Annotated in this window: 18 protein-coding genes; 9 read left to right on the forward strand and 9 right to left on the reverse strand. The window is 61.6% G+C overall.

Going from position 1 to position 18,181, the window contains the following annotated elements; translation table 11 throughout:
• Both DWF74_RS21220 and DWF74_RS21225 read right to left on the reverse strand, forming a co-directional pair.
• Nucleotides 1-483, reverse strand: a complete 483-nt coding sequence (locus tag DWF74_RS21220) for a type II toxin-antitoxin system MqsA family antitoxin (protein WP_041116095.1) — start codon at nt 481-483, stop codon at nt 1-3.
• The gene (locus tag DWF74_RS21225; RefSeq protein WP_115581657.1) at nt 480-791 is read right to left on the reverse strand and encodes a type II toxin-antitoxin system MqsR family toxin; all 312 of its coding nucleotides are present in this window, start codon (nt 789-791) and stop codon (nt 480-482) included. Before DWF74_RS21225 ends, DWF74_RS21220 begins: the two co-directional genes overlap by 4 nt.
• A 165-nt stretch (nt 792-956) precedes the next feature.
• On the opposite strand from DWF74_RS21225, the gene DWF74_RS21230 reads away from it, so the two are divergent.
• From DWF74_RS21230 to DWF74_RS21250, 5 genes are all read left to right on the forward strand, one after another.
• On the forward strand, nt 957-1,616 hold the full coding sequence (locus DWF74_RS21230; protein WP_115581658.1) for a FadR/GntR family transcriptional regulator: 660 nt from the start codon (nt 957-959) through the stop codon (nt 1,614-1,616).
• A gap of 13 nt (nt 1,617-1,629) precedes the next feature.
• Nucleotides 1,630-2,901 carry a CynX/NimT family MFS transporter gene (locus tag DWF74_RS21235; protein ID WP_102861265.1) on the forward strand — a complete coding sequence of 424 codons (1,272 nt, stop codon included), beginning with the start codon at nt 1,630-1,632 and terminating at the stop codon, nt 2,899-2,901.
• Nucleotides 2,902-3,000: 99 nt separating this feature from the next.
• Complete coding sequence (locus DWF74_RS21240) at nt 3,001-3,471, forward strand: nuclear transport factor 2 family protein (RefSeq protein ID WP_102861266.1); 471 nt, start codon at nt 3,001-3,003, stop codon at nt 3,469-3,471.
• A gap of 54 nt (nt 3,472-3,525) precedes the next feature.
• Nucleotides 3,526-3,846, forward strand: a complete 321-nt coding sequence (locus DWF74_RS21245) for a GIY-YIG nuclease family protein (protein WP_102861714.1) — start codon at nt 3,526-3,528, stop codon at nt 3,844-3,846.
• An 87-nt stretch (nt 3,847-3,933) separates the two neighbouring features.
• Nucleotides 3,934-4,869: a glutathione S-transferase family protein gene (locus tag DWF74_RS21250; RefSeq protein WP_115581659.1), complete on the forward strand. Its 936-nt coding sequence runs from the start codon at nt 3,934-3,936 to the stop codon at nt 4,867-4,869.
• Between the two features lie 105 nt (nt 4,870-4,974).
• Here the strand turns inward: DWF74_RS21250 and DWF74_RS21255 are convergent, their stop codons facing one another.
• Both DWF74_RS21255 and yejK read right to left on the reverse strand, forming a co-directional pair.
• On the reverse strand, nt 4,975-5,328 hold the full coding sequence (locus DWF74_RS21255; RefSeq protein WP_115581660.1) for a glutaredoxin family protein: 354 nt from the start codon (nt 5,326-5,328) through the stop codon (nt 4,975-4,977).
• Nucleotides 5,328-6,332, reverse strand: a complete 1,005-nt coding sequence (yejK, locus tag DWF74_RS21260) for a nucleoid-associated protein YejK (RefSeq protein ID WP_060837659.1) — start codon at nt 6,330-6,332, stop codon at nt 5,328-5,330. Before yejK ends, DWF74_RS21255 begins: the two co-directional genes overlap by 1 nt.
• 394 nt (nt 6,333-6,726) lie before the next feature.
• Here yejK and DWF74_RS21265 point away from each other — a divergent pair, with 394 nt between their 5' ends.
• Complete coding sequence (locus tag DWF74_RS21265; RefSeq protein ID WP_003440137.1) at nt 6,727-7,008, forward strand: HU family DNA-binding protein; 282 nt, start codon at nt 6,727-6,729, stop codon at nt 7,006-7,008.
• A gap of 94 nt (nt 7,009-7,102) precedes the next feature.
• On the opposite strand, the gene rlmF is transcribed toward DWF74_RS21265, so the two are convergent.
• The 5 genes from rlmF to DWF74_RS21290 all read right to left on the reverse strand — a co-directional run bounded on the left by rlmF (nt 7,103) and on the right by DWF74_RS21290 (nt 13,731).
• Nucleotides 7,103-8,128 (reverse strand): 23S rRNA (adenine(1618)-N(6))-methyltransferase RlmF, encoded by a 1,026-nt coding sequence (gene rlmF, locus DWF74_RS21270; RefSeq protein WP_102861269.1) that lies wholly within the window; start codon nt 8,126-8,128, stop codon nt 7,103-7,105.
• 176 nt (nt 8,129-8,304) lie between these two features.
• Nucleotides 8,305-11,151 carry a valine--tRNA ligase gene (locus tag DWF74_RS21275; protein ID WP_102861270.1) on the reverse strand — a complete coding sequence of 949 codons (2,847 nt, stop codon included), beginning with the start codon at nt 11,149-11,151 and terminating at the stop codon, nt 8,305-8,307.
• 119 nt (nt 11,152-11,270) lie between these two features.
• Nucleotides 11,271-11,744 carry a DNA polymerase III subunit chi gene (locus DWF74_RS21280; RefSeq protein WP_115581661.1) on the reverse strand — a complete coding sequence of 158 codons (474 nt, stop codon included), beginning with the start codon at nt 11,742-11,744 and terminating at the stop codon, nt 11,271-11,273.
• A 7-nt stretch (nt 11,745-11,751) separates the two neighbouring features.
• On the reverse strand, nt 11,752-12,180 hold the full coding sequence (locus DWF74_RS21285) for a DNA polymerase III subunit chi (RefSeq protein ID WP_115581662.1): 429 nt from the start codon (nt 12,178-12,180) through the stop codon (nt 11,752-11,754).
• 60 nt (nt 12,181-12,240) lie between these two features.
• Nucleotides 12,241-13,731, reverse strand: a complete 1,491-nt coding sequence (locus DWF74_RS21290) for a leucyl aminopeptidase (protein WP_102861273.1) — start codon at nt 13,729-13,731, stop codon at nt 12,241-12,243.
• A gap of 307 nt (nt 13,732-14,038) precedes the next feature.
• Between DWF74_RS21290 and lptF the strand changes: the two genes are divergently transcribed.
• The 3 genes from lptF (at nt 14,039) to lepA (ending at nt 18,178) form a co-directional block, all read left to right on the forward strand.
• On the forward strand, nt 14,039-15,157 hold the full coding sequence (gene lptF / locus DWF74_RS21295; protein WP_102861274.1) for an LPS export ABC transporter permease LptF: 1,119 nt from the start codon (nt 14,039-14,041) through the stop codon (nt 15,155-15,157).
• Nucleotides 15,150-16,211 carry an LPS export ABC transporter permease LptG gene (gene lptG, locus DWF74_RS21300; RefSeq protein WP_102861275.1) on the forward strand — a complete coding sequence of 354 codons (1,062 nt, stop codon included), beginning with the start codon at nt 15,150-15,152 and terminating at the stop codon, nt 16,209-16,211. The genes lptF and lptG overlap by 8 nt, the downstream gene beginning before the upstream one ends.
• Before the next feature lie 167 nt (nt 16,212-16,378).
• On the forward strand, nt 16,379-18,178 hold the full coding sequence (gene lepA, locus DWF74_RS21305; RefSeq protein WP_102861276.1) for a translation elongation factor 4: 1,800 nt from the start codon (nt 16,379-16,381) through the stop codon (nt 18,176-18,178).
• Nucleotides 18,179-18,181 lie beyond the last annotated feature (3 nt).

The following is an 18,181-nucleotide window of genomic DNA, read 5'->3' on the forward strand; positions in this document are numbered from 1 at the left end:
TCAGCTGCCGGCAGCGCCGAGCTGTGGTTCGGGGTGGTCCCCCAAGGCTGAGGGCGCCAGCCGTGGTTCGCCAAGCTCCAGTACGTCCTTCATCAACCGTGGGTGGCGATCCAGCAGGCGCATCAGCACGTACAGCGGTTGGGGCACGCCGACTTCGCCGCGCTCGTAACGGGAAAAGGCGTTGTGCCCGCCGCCGGACAGCAGTTTGACCGCTTCTTTCTGCGAGAGGTGCAGCTTGCGGCGGATGCGCTTCAGGTCGGCGGCGACGCTCTGCCGGTACTCCTCCAGCAAGTGGTCGCCCGCGGCGGCATAGCGCTCTGCACTCTGGGCATCGAATTCGATTTCACCGCACTCCTGGCATTCCCAGCCCGCCAGGCCATGGAGCTGACGCTGCAGGTGCCGGTAGTCGATGAGCTCGCTGCGCTGCTCGAAGGCCAGCATGCCGGTGGGAGCGCCGCAGCTGTAGCATTGTTGTCGTTTCATGTCTCTGCCTCCTTGAAGGAGATCACCGGAGGCCCTGCACCGGGGCGGTAGGTGACCTTGATGTAGAGCGTCCGGTTATCGATGCGGGTGTAATACACGTCCTGCCACAGCCGATGATCGCCATAGGTGGTCATCGATTTGTAGAACAGGTTGCCCTGCAGTCCGGCTACTACTCGTTGCATGGCGGCCAGGGACAATCCGAGTTCCTTGCCGCAGCGCAATGCGCTTCGAGTGAAGGCTTGTGCTCCTTGCCGAACGACCTGTGCCTTGATCAGCGACAGGTCGTAATGAGGTGTTTTCTTTTCCATGAGACACCCTTGAGGCTTGATCGAAATTACCCTTATAGGGTTTTTTGTCAAGACCTGTTTGCAATGGCGAAAGTGCCTCCTCCAGCCTAAATCGTTGAACTCTCGGAAAAGCCTGAATACCATGTCGGACAATTCATCCGATGATTGGATGATTGAGCGAGTCCCATGAGCGAAACATCCCCCCTGATCAAAAAATCCCTGGTCGACCAGGCCCTGGAACAACTGCGCAAACGCATCAACAGCGGTGTCTGGCGGGTCGGCCAGCGCTTGCCCACCGAACCGGAACTGGCCCAAGAACTGGGCATCAGCCGCAATACCGTGCGCGAAGCCATGCGAGTGCTGGCGTTCTCCGGACTGATCGAGATCCGCCAGGGCGACGGCAGCTACCTGCGAGCCGTGGCTGATCCTCTGGACATGCTCCAGGCCCTGTCCCAATGCTCTCTGGAGCAGGCCCGGGAAACACGGCAGATCCTTGAAGTGGAGGCGGTTGGCCTTGCGGCCCTGCGTCGCACCGACGAGGACCTGCGCGCCTTGAGCGAAGCCTTGCAGGCCAGCGGCGGGCATTTTCATGGCGATCTGGAAAGCTACATCGCCTGCGACCTGGTGTTTCATCAGGGCCTGGTGGATGCCGCGCACAATCCGACCCTGAGCCAGCTGTACCGCTATTTCTCCAGTGTGGTGGGCGCTCAGTTGCGCCAGGCCTTGACGGTTACTCCGCGCCGCCAGGACGTCTTCGATCTCCACCAGCATCTGCTGGACGCCATCGAGCAGGGCGACCCCGAGCGGGCCAAGCACCTATCCCGCCAGTTGATCAACGAATCCTGAATCCGAGACCTTTATGTCCAACCAGCAGTCCCCTCCGAACACCCCGTCGCCTCCCGAGTTGTTGATCGATGCCGAGGCCGATGACGAAGAAGTCCAGCAGTCCCCGCCACCTTTGCGCCGGCCCTGGCTGTTGCTGCTGGGGCTGATTCTGGTGGCGTTGAACCTGCGTCCGGCGCTGTCGAGCATGGCGCCGTTGCTCAGTGACGTATCCCAGAGCCTGGGCCTGTCGGCCGCCAAGGCGGGATTGCTGACCACTTTGCCGGTGTTGTGCCTGGGGCTGTTCGCGCCGTTGGCGCCGCTGCTGGCCCGGCGTTTCGGCGCCGAACGGGTGGTGCTGGGGATTCTCCTGACCCTGGCCCTGGGCATTGTCCTGCGCAGTTCCCTGGGGGAGTTCGGCGTCTTTGCCGGGAGCATCCTGGCCGGCGCCAGCATCGGTGTGATCGGGGTGTTGCTGCCGGGCATCGTCAAGCGCGATTTTGCCCGCCATGCAGGCACCATGACCGGGGTCTACACCATGGCCCTGTGCCTGGGGGCGGCGATGGCGGCAGGCGCGACGGTGCCCCTGAGCCAGCACTTCGGTAGCAGCTGGGCCATGGGCCTGGGGTTCTGGGTCGTGCCGGCGCTGGCGGCGGCGCTGTTCTGGTTGCCGCAAGTGGGGCACAAACACGGCGCCCACCATGTCGCCTTCCGTGTGCGCGGGTTGCTGCGTGATCGCCTGGCCTGGCAGGTGACCTTGTACATGGGCCTGCAGTCCTCCCTGGCCTACATCGTGTTTGGTTGGCTGCCATCGATCCTGATCGGTCGTGGGCTGACTCCGACCCAGGCCGGACTGGTGCTGTCGGGTTCGGTCATCGTGCAACTGGCCAGCTCCCTGGCGGCGCCCTGGCTGGCGACTCGCGGCAAGGACCAGCGTCTGGCCATCGTGATCGTCATGCTGATGACCTTGGGCGGTCTGTTCGGCTGCCTGTATGCACCGCTTGATGGCTTGTGGGGCTGGGCCATTCTGCTGGGCCTGGGGCAAGGAGGCACTTTCAGCCTGGCCCTGACCCTGATCGTCCTGCGCTCACGGGATACCCATGTGGCCGCCAACCTGTCGAGCATGGCCCAGGGCATTGGCTACACCCTGGCGTCCATGGGGCCGTTTGCCGTGGGGCTGGTGCATGACTGGACCGGCGGCTGGAACGCCGTGGGCTGGATCTTCGCAGTGTTGGGCAGCGGGGCGATCATTGCCGGGCTGGGCGCCGGCCGCTCGCTGTATGTGCAGGCGCAAAGCGAGAGGATCTGAGGAGCGTCACTGTCGGTATTTGCACGGCAAATGCCGATAGTCTTCTCTGGGCGTGCGGATTATTGTGCAGGCATCCCTTTGTCCTTCCGGAGTCCGCCCATGAGTGATGCCCACCGCGTCCTGATCACTGAGTTCTACCAGGCCTTCCAGCGGCTCGATGCCGAGGCCATGAGCGCCTGCTATACCGAGGACGTTGTATTCAGTGATCCGGCCTTCGGCGAATTGCGCGGACGTGACGCCGGCGACATGTGGCGCATGCTCACTTCCCGGGCCAAGGACTTTTCCCTGACCTTCGATCAGGTGCATGCCGACGAGCGTTCGGGTGGCGCGCACTGGGTCGCCACCTACCTGTTCAGTCAGACCGGCAACACGGTGGTCAACGATATCCAGGCGCGCTTCGTGTTTCGCGATGGCAAGATCTGTGAGCACCACGACCATTTCGACCTGTGGCGTTGGGCGCGCCAGGCCCTGGGGGCCAAGGGGCTTTTGCTGGGCTGGACGCCGCTGCTGAAAAATGCCGTTCGCGCCCAGGCCCGTAAAGGCCTCAAGGCCTTCCAGAGCGGTCGCTGAAAGCCATCCTCTGCTAAGATCGCGGCTTGTTATCCACAGGCCCCGATGGTTTTTGTGAGCAGCCCCGATCCAAACCCCGTGATTGCCGGCGAACTGCCCGCGCCTGCCAGCAAACCCTGGTTTGTGTATCTGGTGCGTGCGGCCAATGGCGCCCTTTATTGCGGCATCAGCGACGACCCGGTGAAGCGCTTCGCCAAGCACCAGAGTGGCAAGGGCGCGCGTTTCTTTCTCTCCAGCCCGGCGGTGGCCCTGGTCTATACCGAAGCTTGTCGGGACAAGAGCGAGGCTCTGCGTCAGGAGCGGTTGATCAAGAAGCTCAGGAAAAGCGCCAAGGAGTGTCTGGTGGCGTCTGCCGGGGCAGCAGCATCAATCTGACTGATAGGTGCTCATCAGTCGGATCGGTAGGCCGTCTATGGATTGCGCGCTAAGCTCAGCGCTTTCCCTCTTCCGGCGGACCCCAGCATGTCAGAGTTGATCCTGCACCATTACCCGACCTCTCCCTTCGCGGAAAAAGCCCGTTTGCTCCTGGGCTTCAAGGGCCTGTCCTGGCGCTCCGTGAAGATTTCCCCGGTGATGCCCAAGCCTGATCTGACGGCCCTGACCGGTGGCTATCGCAAGACGCCGGTACTGCAGGTCGGTGCTGATATCTATTGCGACACGGCTTTGATCGCCCGGCGTCTGGAGCGGGAAAAGGCCTCGCCGGCGCTGTTTCCCGAAGGCCAGGAAATGATCAGCGCGACCTTCGCCGCCTGGGTCGACTCGGTGGTGTTCCAGCATGCGGTGACCCTGGTGTTCCAGCCCGAGTCTGCCGCAGCACGTTTCGGCAAGATGCCGCCGGAGGTGGTCAAGGCCTTCATGGCCGACCGTGCCGGGTTGTTCAGTGGCGGCAGCGCCAGTCGTCTGCCCCTGGAAGTGATCAAGCATCAGTGGCCGACCATCATGGCGCGTCTGGAGCAGCAACTGCAGCGCGAGCGGGGGGACTTCCTGTTTGGTGAGCCCTCGATTGCCGATATCGCCCTGGCGCACCCGCTGTGGTTCCTCAAGGGTACGCCGGTGACGGCGCCGCTGGTGGACGAGTATCCGGCGGTATCAGCCTGGTTGGCGCGAGTGCTGGGCTTTGGTCACGGTTCCTTCACCGAGATGAGCGCTGAAGAGGCCCTTGAGGTGTCGCGCGGTGCGACCCCGGCGCCGCTGCCGGATGAGCGGTTTGTCGATCCCAATGGCTTTGTGGCAGGGCAGCAGGTGGTGATTGCTGCGACCGACTATGGAGTCGATCCGGTGGCGGGCGAGTTGCTGTTTGCCGGTACTGAAGAGTTGATCCTGCGCCGTGAAGATCCACGTGCCGGTTTGGTCCACGTGCACTTCCCGCGGTTGGGTTTCCGTATCCAGGCACAGTGATCCACACCTGTAGGAGCTGGCTTGCCAGCGAAGGCGTCCTCAAGATCGATGCTCGATCTACTGGCCCTTTCGCCGGCAAGCGGAACGCCGCCCGGCCGGCTCCGACTAAGGTTTCAGCGCAGCCATGATCGCGTCGGGGTCGTAGGTACGGATCAGGCTGCCATTCACGTCCAGGATCGGAATCCCGGCACCGCCCAGAGCGGTATAGGCCTTACGCGCCTCCGCGTCTTTCTCGATGTCGAACTCCCGATAGGGAATGCCCTTCTGATCGAGAAAGCGCCGGGTAGCCTTGCAGTAGCCGCACCAGTCGGTGGCGTACAGCACCACCCGGGCCTGGCTACGGATCTCTTCGCTGACCACCGCCGAAGGGTTGAACAGCCGCTCGATCTTGCCCCAGTTCTGATAGACCACCACCAGCAGCAGGATCAGCAGGAACTTCTTCAGTACTCCCTGGAGCATCAGTTGCGGCGCTTGAGCTGGTCGGTCAGTTGGGTCGGCAGGCCCTTGATGATCAGGGTCCCGGCTTCTTCGTCGTACTCGATCTTCGAGCCCAGCAGGTGGGCTTCGAAGCTGATGGACAGGCCCTCGGCGCGACCGGTGAAGCGGCGGAACTGGTTGAGGGTGCGTTTATCCGCAGGAATTTCCGGCGATAGCCCGTAATCCTTGTTGCGGATGTGGTCGTAAAACGCCTTGGGGCGGTCTTCGTCGATCAGTTCCGAGAGTTCTTCCAGGCCCATGGGTTCGCCAAGCTTGGCTTGGCTGCTGGCGTAGTCCACCAGGGTCTTGGTCTTTTCCCGGGCCGACTCTTCCGGCAGGTCTTCGCTTTCGACGAAGTCGCTGAAGGCCTTGAGCAGGGTGCGGGTCTCGCCCGGACCGTCGACGCCTTCCTGGCAGCCGATGAAGTCGCGGAAGTACTCCGAGACCTTCTTGCCGTTCTTGCCCTTGATAAAGGAGATGTACTGCTTGGACTGCTTGTTGTTCTGCCACTCGGAGATGTTGATCCGCGCGGCGAGGTGCAACTGGCCCAGGTCCAGGTGGCGCGACGGGGTCACGTCCAGTTGGTCGGTCACCGCCACGCCTTCGCTGTGGTGCAGCAGGGCGATCGCCAGGTAATCGGTCATGCCTTGTTGGTAATGAGCAAACAACACGTGGCCGCCCACCGACAGGTTGGATTCTTCCATCAGCTTCTGCAGATGCTCCACCGCCACCCGGCTGAATGCGGTGAAGTCCTGGCCGCCGTCCAGATACTCCTTCAGCCAGCCGCTGAAGGGGAAAGCGCCGGACTCGGGATGGAACAGGCCCCAGGCTTTGCCCTGTTTGGCGTTATAGCTTTCGTTGAGGTCGGCGAGCATGTTCTCGATGGCCGCGGACTCTGCCAGTTCGGAGTCTCGGGCATGCAGAACTGCGGGGCTGCCGTCGGGTTTTTTGTCGATCAGGTGGACGATGCAATGACGGATCGGCATGGGCTTCTCGGCTGATTGAAGGGGGAGGGCGGACTCCCCGAAAAAGTGCCCAGTGTACCGCACCCGCTGGTTTTGGCGCGGTTTGCCAGGCGATGAACGGCCTGTCGGTAACGCTTATGCATTTTTTTACCGATTTAGAGCAATAAAGCTGACCAAATGGCTAGGTAGAGGCGGATATTTCCCCGTCTGTGTGCTAGTTTTGCCCCGTCTTACGCGATGTCTCAGCGTTAAGCGTGCATTCAGCATTTGTCGGGTCGAACCAAACCCTGATTTCGGTATCTATAACCCCGATCTGTCGTGGTTGTAGCCGGGGTGCCAGATTCACAAGATCTGGCTCGATGGCTGACACTGCACTCTGCAATCCAAATGAATTTGATAGGGAAGGAACACCACAATGGCTATTACTAAAGACCAACTGATCGCTGATATCGCTGAAGCTATCGACGCGCCGAAAACCACCGCGCGTAACGCTCTGGACCAACTGGCCCAGATCGTTGCTGATCAATTGGAAAATGGCGGCGAAATCACTCTGCCAGGTATCGGCAAGCTGAAAGTGACCGAGCGTCCTGCCCGTACTGGCCGTAACCCATCGACTGGCGCTGCCATCGAAATCGCTGCCAAGAAAGTTATCAAGCTGGTTGTGGCTAAAGGCCTGACCGACGCTGTTAACAAGTAAGACTTGCAGTGAAACCGTGCTCAGAAGTTCTCCGGGCACGGTTTGTGTGACACCGATTCACGCAAGGTGAATCGTCTTTGAATCTCCCGCCTCTCTAGCTCTTCCTAACCCAGCGTTCCTGACTCCAGGCCTGTTGCTGTGCCTTGTCCTTGAAGGTCCAGGCGACGAAGCGGCTCTGTTTCTGTCCCTGGGACATCTCCACCACCTGGCTTTCCAGGACTCCGGCCTTTTTCAACGCGCTTTCAATCGCCGGCAGGTTCGAGGCCTTTGACACCAGGGTGCTGAACCACAGCACTTGCTGGCCGACGCCGGCGCTCTCGCTGATCAACTGGCTGACGAAGCGGATCTCGCCGCCTTCGCACCACAGCTCCCGGGCCTGGCCGCCGAAATTCAGCACTGGCAGCTTGCGCTTGGGATCGGCCTTGCCCAGGGCTCGCCATTTGCGCTGGCTACCGCGGGTGGCTTCATCCAGGGAGGCGTGGAACGGCGGGTTGCACATGGTCAGGTCGAAACGCTCGGTGCTTTCCAGCAGGCCGTTGAGGATCTGTCTGGGATTGCCCTGCTGGCGCAGGCTGATGGCCTTGTTCAAGCCGTTGGCCTGGACGATGGCCTTGGCGGCGGCCAGGGCGGTGCTGTCGATGTCCGAACCGAGAAATTGCCAGCGGTAGTCGCTGTAGCCGATCAGCGGGTAGATGCAGTTGGCGCCGACCCCGACGTCCAGCACCCGTACCGCCGCGCCACGCGGGATTTCACCCTGGTTGTGGCTGGCCAGCAGGTCGGCGAGGAAATGCACGTAGTCGGCGCGACCGGGCACGGGTGGGCAGAGAAAGTCCGCCGGAATGTCCCAGTGGGCAATGCCGTAGAAGGCCTTGAGCAGGGCGCGGTTGAACACCCGCACGGCCGCCGGGTCGGCGAAGTCGATACTTTCCTTGCCGTAGGGATTGAGGATCACGAACTGCCCCAGTTCCGGGGTGCTCTTGATCAGTTGCGGGAAGTCGTAACGCCCCTGGTGACGATTGCGCGGATGCAGGCTGGCCTTTTCCCGGGGGGCGGCGTTTTTGGCCGGGGAGGCGGGTTTGGGCTTCTTGCGCGCAGGCTTTGGGGTGTTGGGGGCGGTCATGGGGGATCGATTCGGGGCTGGTTCAAAGTGGCGGGCATTGTCACACAGGAGCAACGGTAAGTTTCAAGCGGCGAGCGACAAGTGATGCAAGCGTGCCTTCTGGCTAGCTAGGACTGCGCGCATAAAAAAAGGGAGGCCTGTATGGGCCTCCCTCTTTCACATCGCGCGAATCGCCGTTACAGGCTGGAGATCCGTGCGTGCTGCTCTGCCAGCTTGCCCAGAGCCTGTTCGGCTTCGGCCAGTTTGGCGCGTTCCTTCTCGATCACTTCGGCCGGAGCCTTGTCGACGAAGGAGGCGTTGGACAGCTTGCCACCCACGCGCTGCACTTCGCCTTGCAGGCGTTGGATTTCCTTGTCCAGACGGGCCAGTTCCGCACCTTTGTCGATCAGGCCGGCCATGGGCACCAGCACTTCCATCTCGCCCACCAGGGCGGTGGCGGACAGCGGCGCTTCGTCGCCGGCACCCAGCACAGTGATGGATTCGAGTCGGGCCAGCTTCTTCAGCAAGGCTTCGTTCTCGGTCAGGCGACGCTGGTCTTCGGTGCTAACGTTCTTCAGGAACAGGGCCAGGGGCTTGCCCGGACCAATGTTCATTTCCGCGCGAATGTTGCGAGTGCCGAGCATCAGGCCCTTGAGCCATTCGATGTCGTCTTCGGCGGCCTGGTCGATGCGGGCTTCGTTAGCCACCGGCCAAGGTTGCAGCATGATGGTCTTGCCGGTGCTACCGGCCAGCGGCGCCAGGCGCTGCCAGATTTCTTCGGTGATGAACGGCATGAACGGATGGGCCAGGCGCAGGGCCACTTCCAGTACCCGCACCAGGGTGCGACGGGTGCCGCGCTGGCGTTCAACCGGCGCGTTCTCGTCCCACAGCACCGGCTTGGACAGCTCCAGGTACCAGTCGCAGTACTGGTTCCAGATGAACTCGTACAGGGCCTGGGCGGCCAGGTCGAAACGGAACTGGTCGAGCTGACGGGTGACTTCGGCTTCGGTGCGCTGCAGTTGCGAGATGATCCAGCGGTCCGCCAGGGACAGCTCATAGGCCTCGCCGTTCTGACCGCAGTCCTCGCCCTTATCCAGCACGTAGCGCGCGGCGTTCCAGATCTTGTTGCAGAAGTTGCGGTAACCCTCGACGCGGCCCATGTCGAACTTGATGTCGCGGCCGGTGGTGGCCAGGGAGCAGAAGGTGAAGCGCAGGGCATCGGTGCCGTAGCTGGCGATGCCGTCGGCGAATTCGGCGCGGGTCTGCTTCTCGATGGCTTTCTGCAGTTTCGGCTGCATCAGGCCGGTGGTGCGCTTCTGCACCAGGGTTTCGAGGTCGATACCGTCGATGATGTCCAGCGGGTCGAGGACGTTGCCCTTGGACTTGGACATCTTCTGGCCCTGGCCGTCGCGGACCAGGCCGTGCACGTACACGGTCTTGAACGGAACCTGCGGCGTGCCGTCTTCGTTCTTCACCAGGTGCATGGTGAGCATGATCATCCGGGCGACCCAGAAGAAAATGATGTCGAAGCCGGTGACCAGCACGTCGGTTGGGTGGAAGGTCTTGAGGAAGTCGGTCTGTTCCGGCCAGCCCAGGGTGGAGAAGGTCCACAGGCCCGAGCTGAACCAGGTGTCGAGCACGTCGTTGTCCTGCTGCAGGGCAACGTCCGGACCGAGGTTGTGCTTGGCTCGCACTTCGGCTTCATCGCGGCCGACATAGACCTTGCCCGATTCGTCGTACCAGGCCGGAATCCGGTGGCCCCACCACAGCTGGCGGCTGATGCACCAGTCCTGGATGTCGCGCATCCAGGAGAAGTACATGTTCTCGTACTGCTTGGGCACGAAGGCGATGCGGCCGTCTTCCACAGCAGCGATGGCAGGTTCCGCCAGCGGCTTGGTGGAGACATACCACTGGTCGGTGAGCCACGGCTCGATGACGGTGCCGGAGCGGTCGCCCTTCGGCACTTTCAGGGCGTGGTCGTCGACGCTGACCAGCAGGCCGGCGGCGTCGAAGGCGGCCACGATCTGTTTGCGCGCTTCGAAACGATCCAGGCCCACGTACTCGGCCGGGATCTTGCCGTCGACGGTTTCGTTGAGGCTGCCGTCCAGGTTGAACACCTGGCAGGCCGGCAGCACGGCGGCGTTCTTGTCGAAGATGTTGAGCAGCGGCAGGTTGTGGCGCTTGCCGACTTCGTAGTCGTTGAAATCGTGGGCCGGGGTGATTTTCACGCAGCCGGTGCCGAATTCAGGGTCGCAGTAGTCATCGGCAATGATCGGGATGCGCCGGCCGACCAGGGGCAGTTCGACGAACTTGCCGATCAGCGCCTTGTAACGCTCGTCTTCAGGGTTCACCGCGACGGCGGAGTCGCCGAGCATGGTTTCCGGACGAGTGGTGGCGACGATCAGGTAGTCGTTGCCTTCAGCGGTCTTGGCGCCGTCGGCCAGTGGGTATTTCAGGTTCCACAGGAAGCCTTTCTCGTCGTGGTTTTCCACTTCCAGATCGGAAATCGCCGTGTGCAGCTTGGTGTCCCAGTTCACCAGGCGCTTGCCGCGGTAGATCAGACCATCTTCGTGCAGGCGCACGAAGGCTTCCTTCACCGCTTCCGACAGGCCGTCGTCCATGGTGAAGCGCTCGCGGCTCCAGTCCACGGAGGAGCCCAGGCGGCGGATCTGGCGGCTGATGTTGCCCCCGGACTGATCCTTCCACTCCCAGACTTTTTCGAGGAATTTTTCCCGGCCCAGATCGTGGCGATTCTGGCCCTGGGCTTCGATCTGACGCTCCACCAGCATCTGCGTGGCGATACCGGCGTGGTCGGTGCCCGGCTGCCACAGGGTGTTGCGACCCTGCATGCGGCGGAAGCGGATCAGGGCGTCCATGATCGCGTTGTTGAAGCCGTGGCCCATGTGCAGGCTGCCGGTGACGTTCGGCGGCGGGATCATGATGGTGTAGGAGTCGCCCGCGCCTTGCGGGGCGAAGTAGTTCTCGGACTCCCAGGTCTGGTACCAGGAAGTTTCAATGGCGTGCGGCTGGTAGGTCTTATCCATGCGCGGCGGGACCCTATTGGCATTTATTCAGGAAAAGCCGGGAAGTATAGCGGAGGGGGGCAGCAGCAAGCCACAAGCGGCAAGCGACAAGATGGCCATGCCCGGCTTTTGCGTGTGGCTTATGGTTTGCCGTTGGTGGCTGCTGCGAGCAGGCGTTCCAGGCGGGCGTCGAGGCGGCGCTTGATTTCGGTTTCGATGTGCGGGGCGAAATCGTCGATCACGTCTTGCATGATCAGCTGGGCAGCGGCACGCAGTTCGGTATCCAGGTGCAGCAGGGCATCGGCGCTGTTGCTGGCAGGGGCAGGTTTGGCTGCGGGAGCGGTCGCTGGAGCTGGAGCTGGAACTGGTGCCGTCACTTGAATTGGTGCCAGTGCCGGTGCAGCTTGCGGTTTGGCTTGCGCTGCGGGTGCAGCTTCGGTTTCGTCAGGTTGCTGGCTGCCGACCATGTCGAACAGCAGGGGGATTTGCACTTCGCCGCTCACGGTTTCGGTCAGCAGTGGCGGTTGCAGATTGTCATCGCCGAGCAGTTGACGGATCGACTCGAGGTCGTCCAGTAGATGCGCGGGTTTTTGCAGCGGGTTGGGAGTGTCCATCGGGTGCTCAGAGTCGCTGTAAACGGTGATCTTGCAGAGGATAGCCCTGTTCGCGATAGAAACGGAAACTCTCGCGGGCCGCCTGACGAATAGTCGGGTCTTCCACCACCACTTCGGCAATTCGGGCAAAGCGCGGTGCAAAGGCCGGTACTTTCAGGTCCAGGTTCACCAGCAGGTCGTTGTGTTCGCCAGGGTCCTGGCCAAAGCCCAGCACGATCAGGCCGTCGGCTTCGCTTTCTGCCGGGCCGTGGGGAACGAAGGCTTCGCCCTTGAAGCGCCACAGGCGGGCATCGAGTTCGTCCCGTTGTTGTGCGTCGCTGCAATGCAGGTAGATGCGATGGCCCATGCGCCAGGCCTTGTCGGTGAGCTTGCAGGCAAAATCCAGGCGCGCCGCAGGGTCCGCGCTGGGAAGAATGTAGAAGTCGACTTTGGTCATTGGGATTCCTGAGCCGGAAAGGGCGCCGCCTTCAAGCGGCACCCTCCGCGGTCATGGTTTTCAGGCTTTGGCGCGGTCCAGCAGGTATTGGGTCAGCAGGGGGACGGGGCGGCCGGTGGCGCCCTTGTCCTTGCCGCCGCTGGTCCAGGCGGTGCCGGCGATATCCAGGTGCGCCCAGTTCAGGTTCTTGGTGAAGCGCGAGAGGAAGCACGCGGCAGTGATGGTCCCGGCCTTCGGCCCGCCAATGTTGGCGATATCGGCGAACGGGCTGTCCAGTTGTTCCTGGTACTCATCGAACAGCGGCAGTTGCCAGGCGCGGTCGTCGGCTTGCTGGCCGGCGCTGAGCAGTTGGCCGATCAACTCGTCGTTGTTGCCCAGCAGGCCGGACGTGTGGGCGCCCAGGGCGACCACGCAAGCACCGGTCAGGGTGGCGATGTCGATCACGGCCTGGGGTTTGAAGCGTTCGGCGTAGGTCAGGGCGTCGCACAGCACCAGACGGCCTTCGGCGTCGGTATTGAGGATTTCCACGGTCTGGCCGCTCATGGTGGTGACGATATCGCCAGGCCGTGCAGCGCCGCCGCTGGGCATGTTCTCGGCGCAGGCCAGGATGCATACCAGGTTGATCGGCAGTTGCAGTTCGAGCACGGCGCGCAGGGTGCCGAACACGCTGGCGGCGCCGCCCATGTCGTATTTCATTTCGTCCATGCCGGCGCCCGGCTTGAGGCTGATGCCGCCGGTGTCGAAGGTGATGCCCTTGCCCACCAGGGCAAACGGCTTCTCGGATTTCTTGCCGCCGTTGTATTGCATGACGATCAGGCGCGGCGGCTGGTCGCTGCCCTGGCCTACGGCATAGAACGAGCCCATGCCCAGTTCCTTGATCTTCTTCTCATCAAGGACTTCGACTTTCAGGCCCTTGAACTCCTTGCCCAGGGCCTTGGCCTGTTCACCCAGAAACGTCGGGTGGCAAACGTTCGGCGGCAGGTTGCCCAGGTCGCGGGTAAAAGCCATGCCTTTGGCGATGGCTTGGGCGTGGGTCACGCCGCGCTCGACTTCAGCCTGGGCGGCCTTGATGGTCAGCAGGGTGATTTTCTTCAGGGCGCGGGGTTCGGCTTTCTGGCTCTTGTAGCGATCGAATACGTAACCGCCGTCCACCAGGGTTTCGGCCAGCAGACGGGTCTTGCCATAGCTGTCGCGGCCTTTGACCACGACTTCGTCCAGAGCCAGCACGGCATCGCTGCCGCCCAGGCCCTTGAGGGTGGCAAGTACACCGCTGATGATCTTGCGGAACGGGCGGTCGCCCAGTTCCTCATCCTTGCCGACGCCCACCAGCAGCAGGCGTTCCGCCTTCAGCTTGGCCACGCCGTGCAGCAGCAGGCTCTGGCCGACCTTGCCGGCCAGATCGCCGCGCTTGAGTACGGCGCTGATGGCGCCGCCGCTGAGTTCGTCGAGTTGCTTGGCCACGTTGCCGAGTTTGCGGCCTTCGCCGACGGCGACCACCAGGGTGGCGGTCTTCAACGTTTCCGGGCTAGCGCTTTTTACAACCAGTTCCATGTCTGGGTCCCTGAATGAATGGTCAAAGAGCGCAGGAAAGACTCCGGCGCGGGGCTTGTCTATATAGAAGAAGGCGTCGCGTGCTGCCGACGACAAAGCCGCCAGTTTGAACCTCGCCCGTTGCGGCTGACAACCCTCGTCTTGGCCAAGTTCGCTGCTTTAGAGCGTCGGGTGAGCATCCTCCGTGACAGGCGCGCGCAATCACAGGATAATGCGCCATCTTTTTTTCGGCGGCCCTGTCTCTGGGGCCGGCTCGATACGTTTGCTTGTTCGGCCGCCTTAGCCTGACAACCCTGGAGTGTCTGGTTTGATCGTCTTTCGTTATCTATCCCGCGAAGTCCTGTTGACCCTGAGTGCCGTGAGTGCGGTGCTGCTGGTCATCATCATGAGCGGACGCTTCGTCAAGTTCCTCGCACAAGCCGCCTCGGGCGCCCTGGACCCGGGCTCGCTGTTCCTGATCATGGGCTTTCGTCTGCCGGGCTTTTTGCAACTGATCCTGCCATTGGGACTGTTCCTGGGCATTCTCCTGGCTTACGGCCGGCTCTATCTCGAAAGTGAGATGACCGTGTTGTCGGCTACCGGTATGAGTCAGCAGCGTTTGCTGGGCATGACCATGATCCCGGCGGCCCTTGTGGCCCTGCTGGTGGCCTGGTTGAGCCTGAGTCTGGCGCCGCAGGGGGCCAATCAGTTCCAGTTGCTGTTGAACAAACAGGATGCACTGACCGAGTTCGACACCCTGGTGGCCGGGCGCTTCCAGGCGCTCAATGATGGCACTCGGGTGACCTATACCGAGCAGCTATCCGAGGATCGCACCAATCTTTCTGGAGTGTTCATCTCCGAAAAACGCCTGAGCCGGGAGAAAAAGGACCAGGGCATTTCGGTGCTGGTGGCCGAGAAGGGGCACCAGGACATTCGTCCCGATGGCAATCGCTACCTGATCCTGGAAAACGGCTATCGCTATGACGGCAATCCAGGTGAGGCCAACTACCGGGTGATCAAGTACGACACCTACGGCGTGCTGCTGGAGCGGCCTGATGTCAGCGACGAAGTCACCGATCGCGATGCCATGCCCACTGCTGATCTGATCGGCAAGGATGACCTGCGGGCCCGTGCCGAGCTGCAATGGCGCCTGTCTCTGCCATTGCTGGTGTTTATCGTGACCTTGATGGCGGTGCCGTTGTCTCGGGTCAACCCGCGCCAGGGCCGCTTCCTCAAGCTGATCCCGGCCATCCTGCTGTATATGGCGTACCTGACTATCCTGATCGCGGTACGTGGCGCCATGGAGAAAGGCAAGATCTCGCCAGCCCTGGGGCTGTGGTGGGTTCACCTGATGTTCCTGGCGATTGGTCTGGGTTTGATGTACTGGGAACCGTTGCGTTTGAAGATGGCGAGTCGTCGCAGCATGAAGGAGATGGCTCGTGGTTAAGCTCGATCGCTACATCGGTAGCAGTGTGTTCATGGCTATTCTCGCGGTCCTGGGGATCATCCTCGGGCTGGCTTCGCTGTTTGCCTTCATCGATGAGATGGGCAGTGTCAGCGATACCTACACCGTGATGGATGTGATGAGCTACGTGGCGCTCACTGCTCCGCGCCGGGTCTATGAAATGTTGCCGATGGCCGGCCTGATCGGCTGCCTGATCGGTCTTGGCTCCCTGGCCAGCAACAGCGAGCTGACCATCATGCGTGCTGCCGGCGTTTCTGTCGGTCGTATCGTCTGGGCGGTGATGAAGCCGATGCTGGTGCTGATGCTGGTGGGCGTGCTGGTGGGCGAGTACGTCGCGCCGGCCACTGAGACCCAGGCCCAGGCCAGTCGCGCCCTGGCCCAGGGTTCCGGTGATGCCCAGAGCTCCAAGCGCGGTCTGTGGCACCGCCAGGGCGAGGAGTTCATCCATATCAACGCAGTGCAGCCCAATGGCCTGCTGTATGGCGTGACTCGCTATCACTTCGATGACAGTCACCACATGTTGTCGTCGAGTTTTGCCCGTCAGGCACGGTTCCACGAGAACTACTGGCAGTTGACTGATGTCACCACCACCTATTTCCGTGACGGTCACACCGAGGTCATCAGCGTGCCTGATGAACGTTGGGATGTGGCCCTGAGTCCGCAACTGCTGAGCACCGTGGTCATGGCGCCGGAGTCCCTGTCCATCAGCGGTCTGTGGGGCTATATCCACTATCTGGCCGACCAGGGTTTGAACAACGGCCGCTACTGGCTGGCGTTCTGGGTCAAGGTGCTGCAGCCGTTGGTGACGGCGGCCCTGGTGCTGATGGCGATTTCCTTCATTTTCGGACCGCTGCGTTCGGTGACCCTGGGGCAGCGGGTATTCACCGGCGTATTGGTGGGCTTCACCTTCCGTATCGCCCAGGACCTGCTGGGCCCTTCGAGCCTGGTGTTCGGCTTCTCGCCGCTGTTCGCGGTGCTGGTGCCGGCGGGTATCTGTGCCATTGCCGGTTTCTGGCTATTGCGCCGAGCCGGCTGATTCATTGGCTCTACCAGGCGATTAGCGCAACGCCCCGGTCCTTGATCGGGGCGTTTTTGCATTTGACAAACGCTGATAGGCGAGCGTGACGCTCGTGCCGAGTATCAGGTACAATTCCCGGCTATTTTTCGGCGGGCCCTGCCTGCAGCCTTTTTGAGTGTTCATCCGTGAGTGATTTGAGTCATATCCGCAATTTCTCCATCATCGCCCACATTGACCATGGCAAGTCGACTCTGGCCGATCGTTTTATCCAGATGTGCGGCGGCCTGGCCGATCGCGAAATGGAAGCCCAGGTTCTGGACTCCATGGACCTTGAACGTGAGCGCGGGATCACCATCAAGGCCCACAGCGTCACCCTCTATTACAAAGCCAAAGATGGCATCACCTACCAGCTGAACTTCATCGATACCCCGGGCCACGTGGACTTCACTTATGAAGTCAGTCGCTCCCTGGCGGCCTGTGAAGGTGCTCTGCTGGTGGTGGACGCCGGTCAGGGTGTTGAGGCCCAGTCGGTAGCCAACTGCTACACCGCCATTGAGCAAGGCCTGGAAGTCATGCCGGTGCTGAACAAGATCGACCTGCCACAGGCCGATCCGGAGCGGGTCAAGGAAGAGATCGAGAAGATCATCGGTATCGATGCCACCGATGCCGTGACTTGCAGCGCCAAGACCGGCCTGGGCGTGGACGAGGTGCTTGAGCGCCTGGTCGCCACTATCCCGGCTCCTACCGGCAATATCGAAGACCCACTGCAAGCACTGATCATCGACTCCTGGTTCGACAACTACCTGGGCGTTGTGTCCCTGGTGCGTGTGCGTCACGGCCGGGTGAAGAAGGGCGACAAGATCCTGGTGAAATCCACCGGCAAGATCCACCTGGTGGACAGCGTCGGCGTCTTCAACCCGAAACACACCGCCACCACTGACCTCAAGGCCGGTGAAGTGGGCTTCATCATCGCCGGCATCAAGGACATTCACGGGGCACCGGTGGGTGACACCCTGACCTTGAGTTCGACCCCGGACGTGGAAGTACTGCCAGGCTTCAAGCGCATTCAGCCGCAGGTCTATGCCGGCCTGTTCCCGGTCAGCTCCGACGACTTCGAGGATTTCCGCGAAGCCTTGCAGAAACTCACCCTCAACGACTCGTCGCTGCAGTACACCCCGGAAAGCTCCGACGCCCTGGGCTTCGGCTTCCGTTGCGGGTTCCTCGGCATGCTGCACATGGAGATCATCCAGGAGCGCCTGGAGCGCGAATACGACCTGGACCTGATCACCACGGCGCCGACGGTGATCTTCGAGCTGCAGTTGAAGAACGGTGAAACGATCTATGTCGACAACCCGTCCAAACTTCCGGATCTGTCGGCGATTGAAGACATGCGCGAGCCGATCGTGCGGGCCAATATTCTTGTGCCGCAAGAGCACCTGGGCAACGTCATAACCCTGTGCATCGAGAAGCGTGGCGTGCAGCACGACATGCTGTTCCTTGGTAGCCAGGTCCAGGTGACCTACGATCTGCCGATGAACGAAGTGGTACTGGACTTCTTTGACCGCCTGAAATCCACCAGCCGCGGCTATGCTTCGCTGGATTACCATTTCGATCGCTACCAGTCGGCTAATCTGGTCAAGCTGGATGTATTGATCAACGGTGAGAAAGTCGACGCCCTGGCGTTGATCGTCCACCGTGACAACGCCCACTACAAAGGGCGTGCGTTGACCGAGAAGATGAAGGAACTGATTCCTCGGCAGATGTTTGACGTGGCAATCCAGGCCGCCATTGGCGGGCAGATTGTGGCGCGGACAACCGTCAAGGCGCTCAGAAAGAACGTACTGGCCAAATGCTACGGTGGCGACGTCAGCCGTAAGCGCAAGCTGTTGGAAAAGCAGAAGGCCGGTAAGAAACGCATGAAGCAAGTGGGCAACGTGGAAATTCCACAAGAAGCCTTCCTTGCCGTGCTCAGGTTGGATAGTTAGGTC

It is taken from the genome of Pseudomonas protegens, assembly GCF_003363755.1.
GTDB classification, from domain to species: domain Bacteria; phylum Pseudomonadota; class Gammaproteobacteria; order Pseudomonadales; family Pseudomonadaceae; genus Aquipseudomonas; species Aquipseudomonas danubii.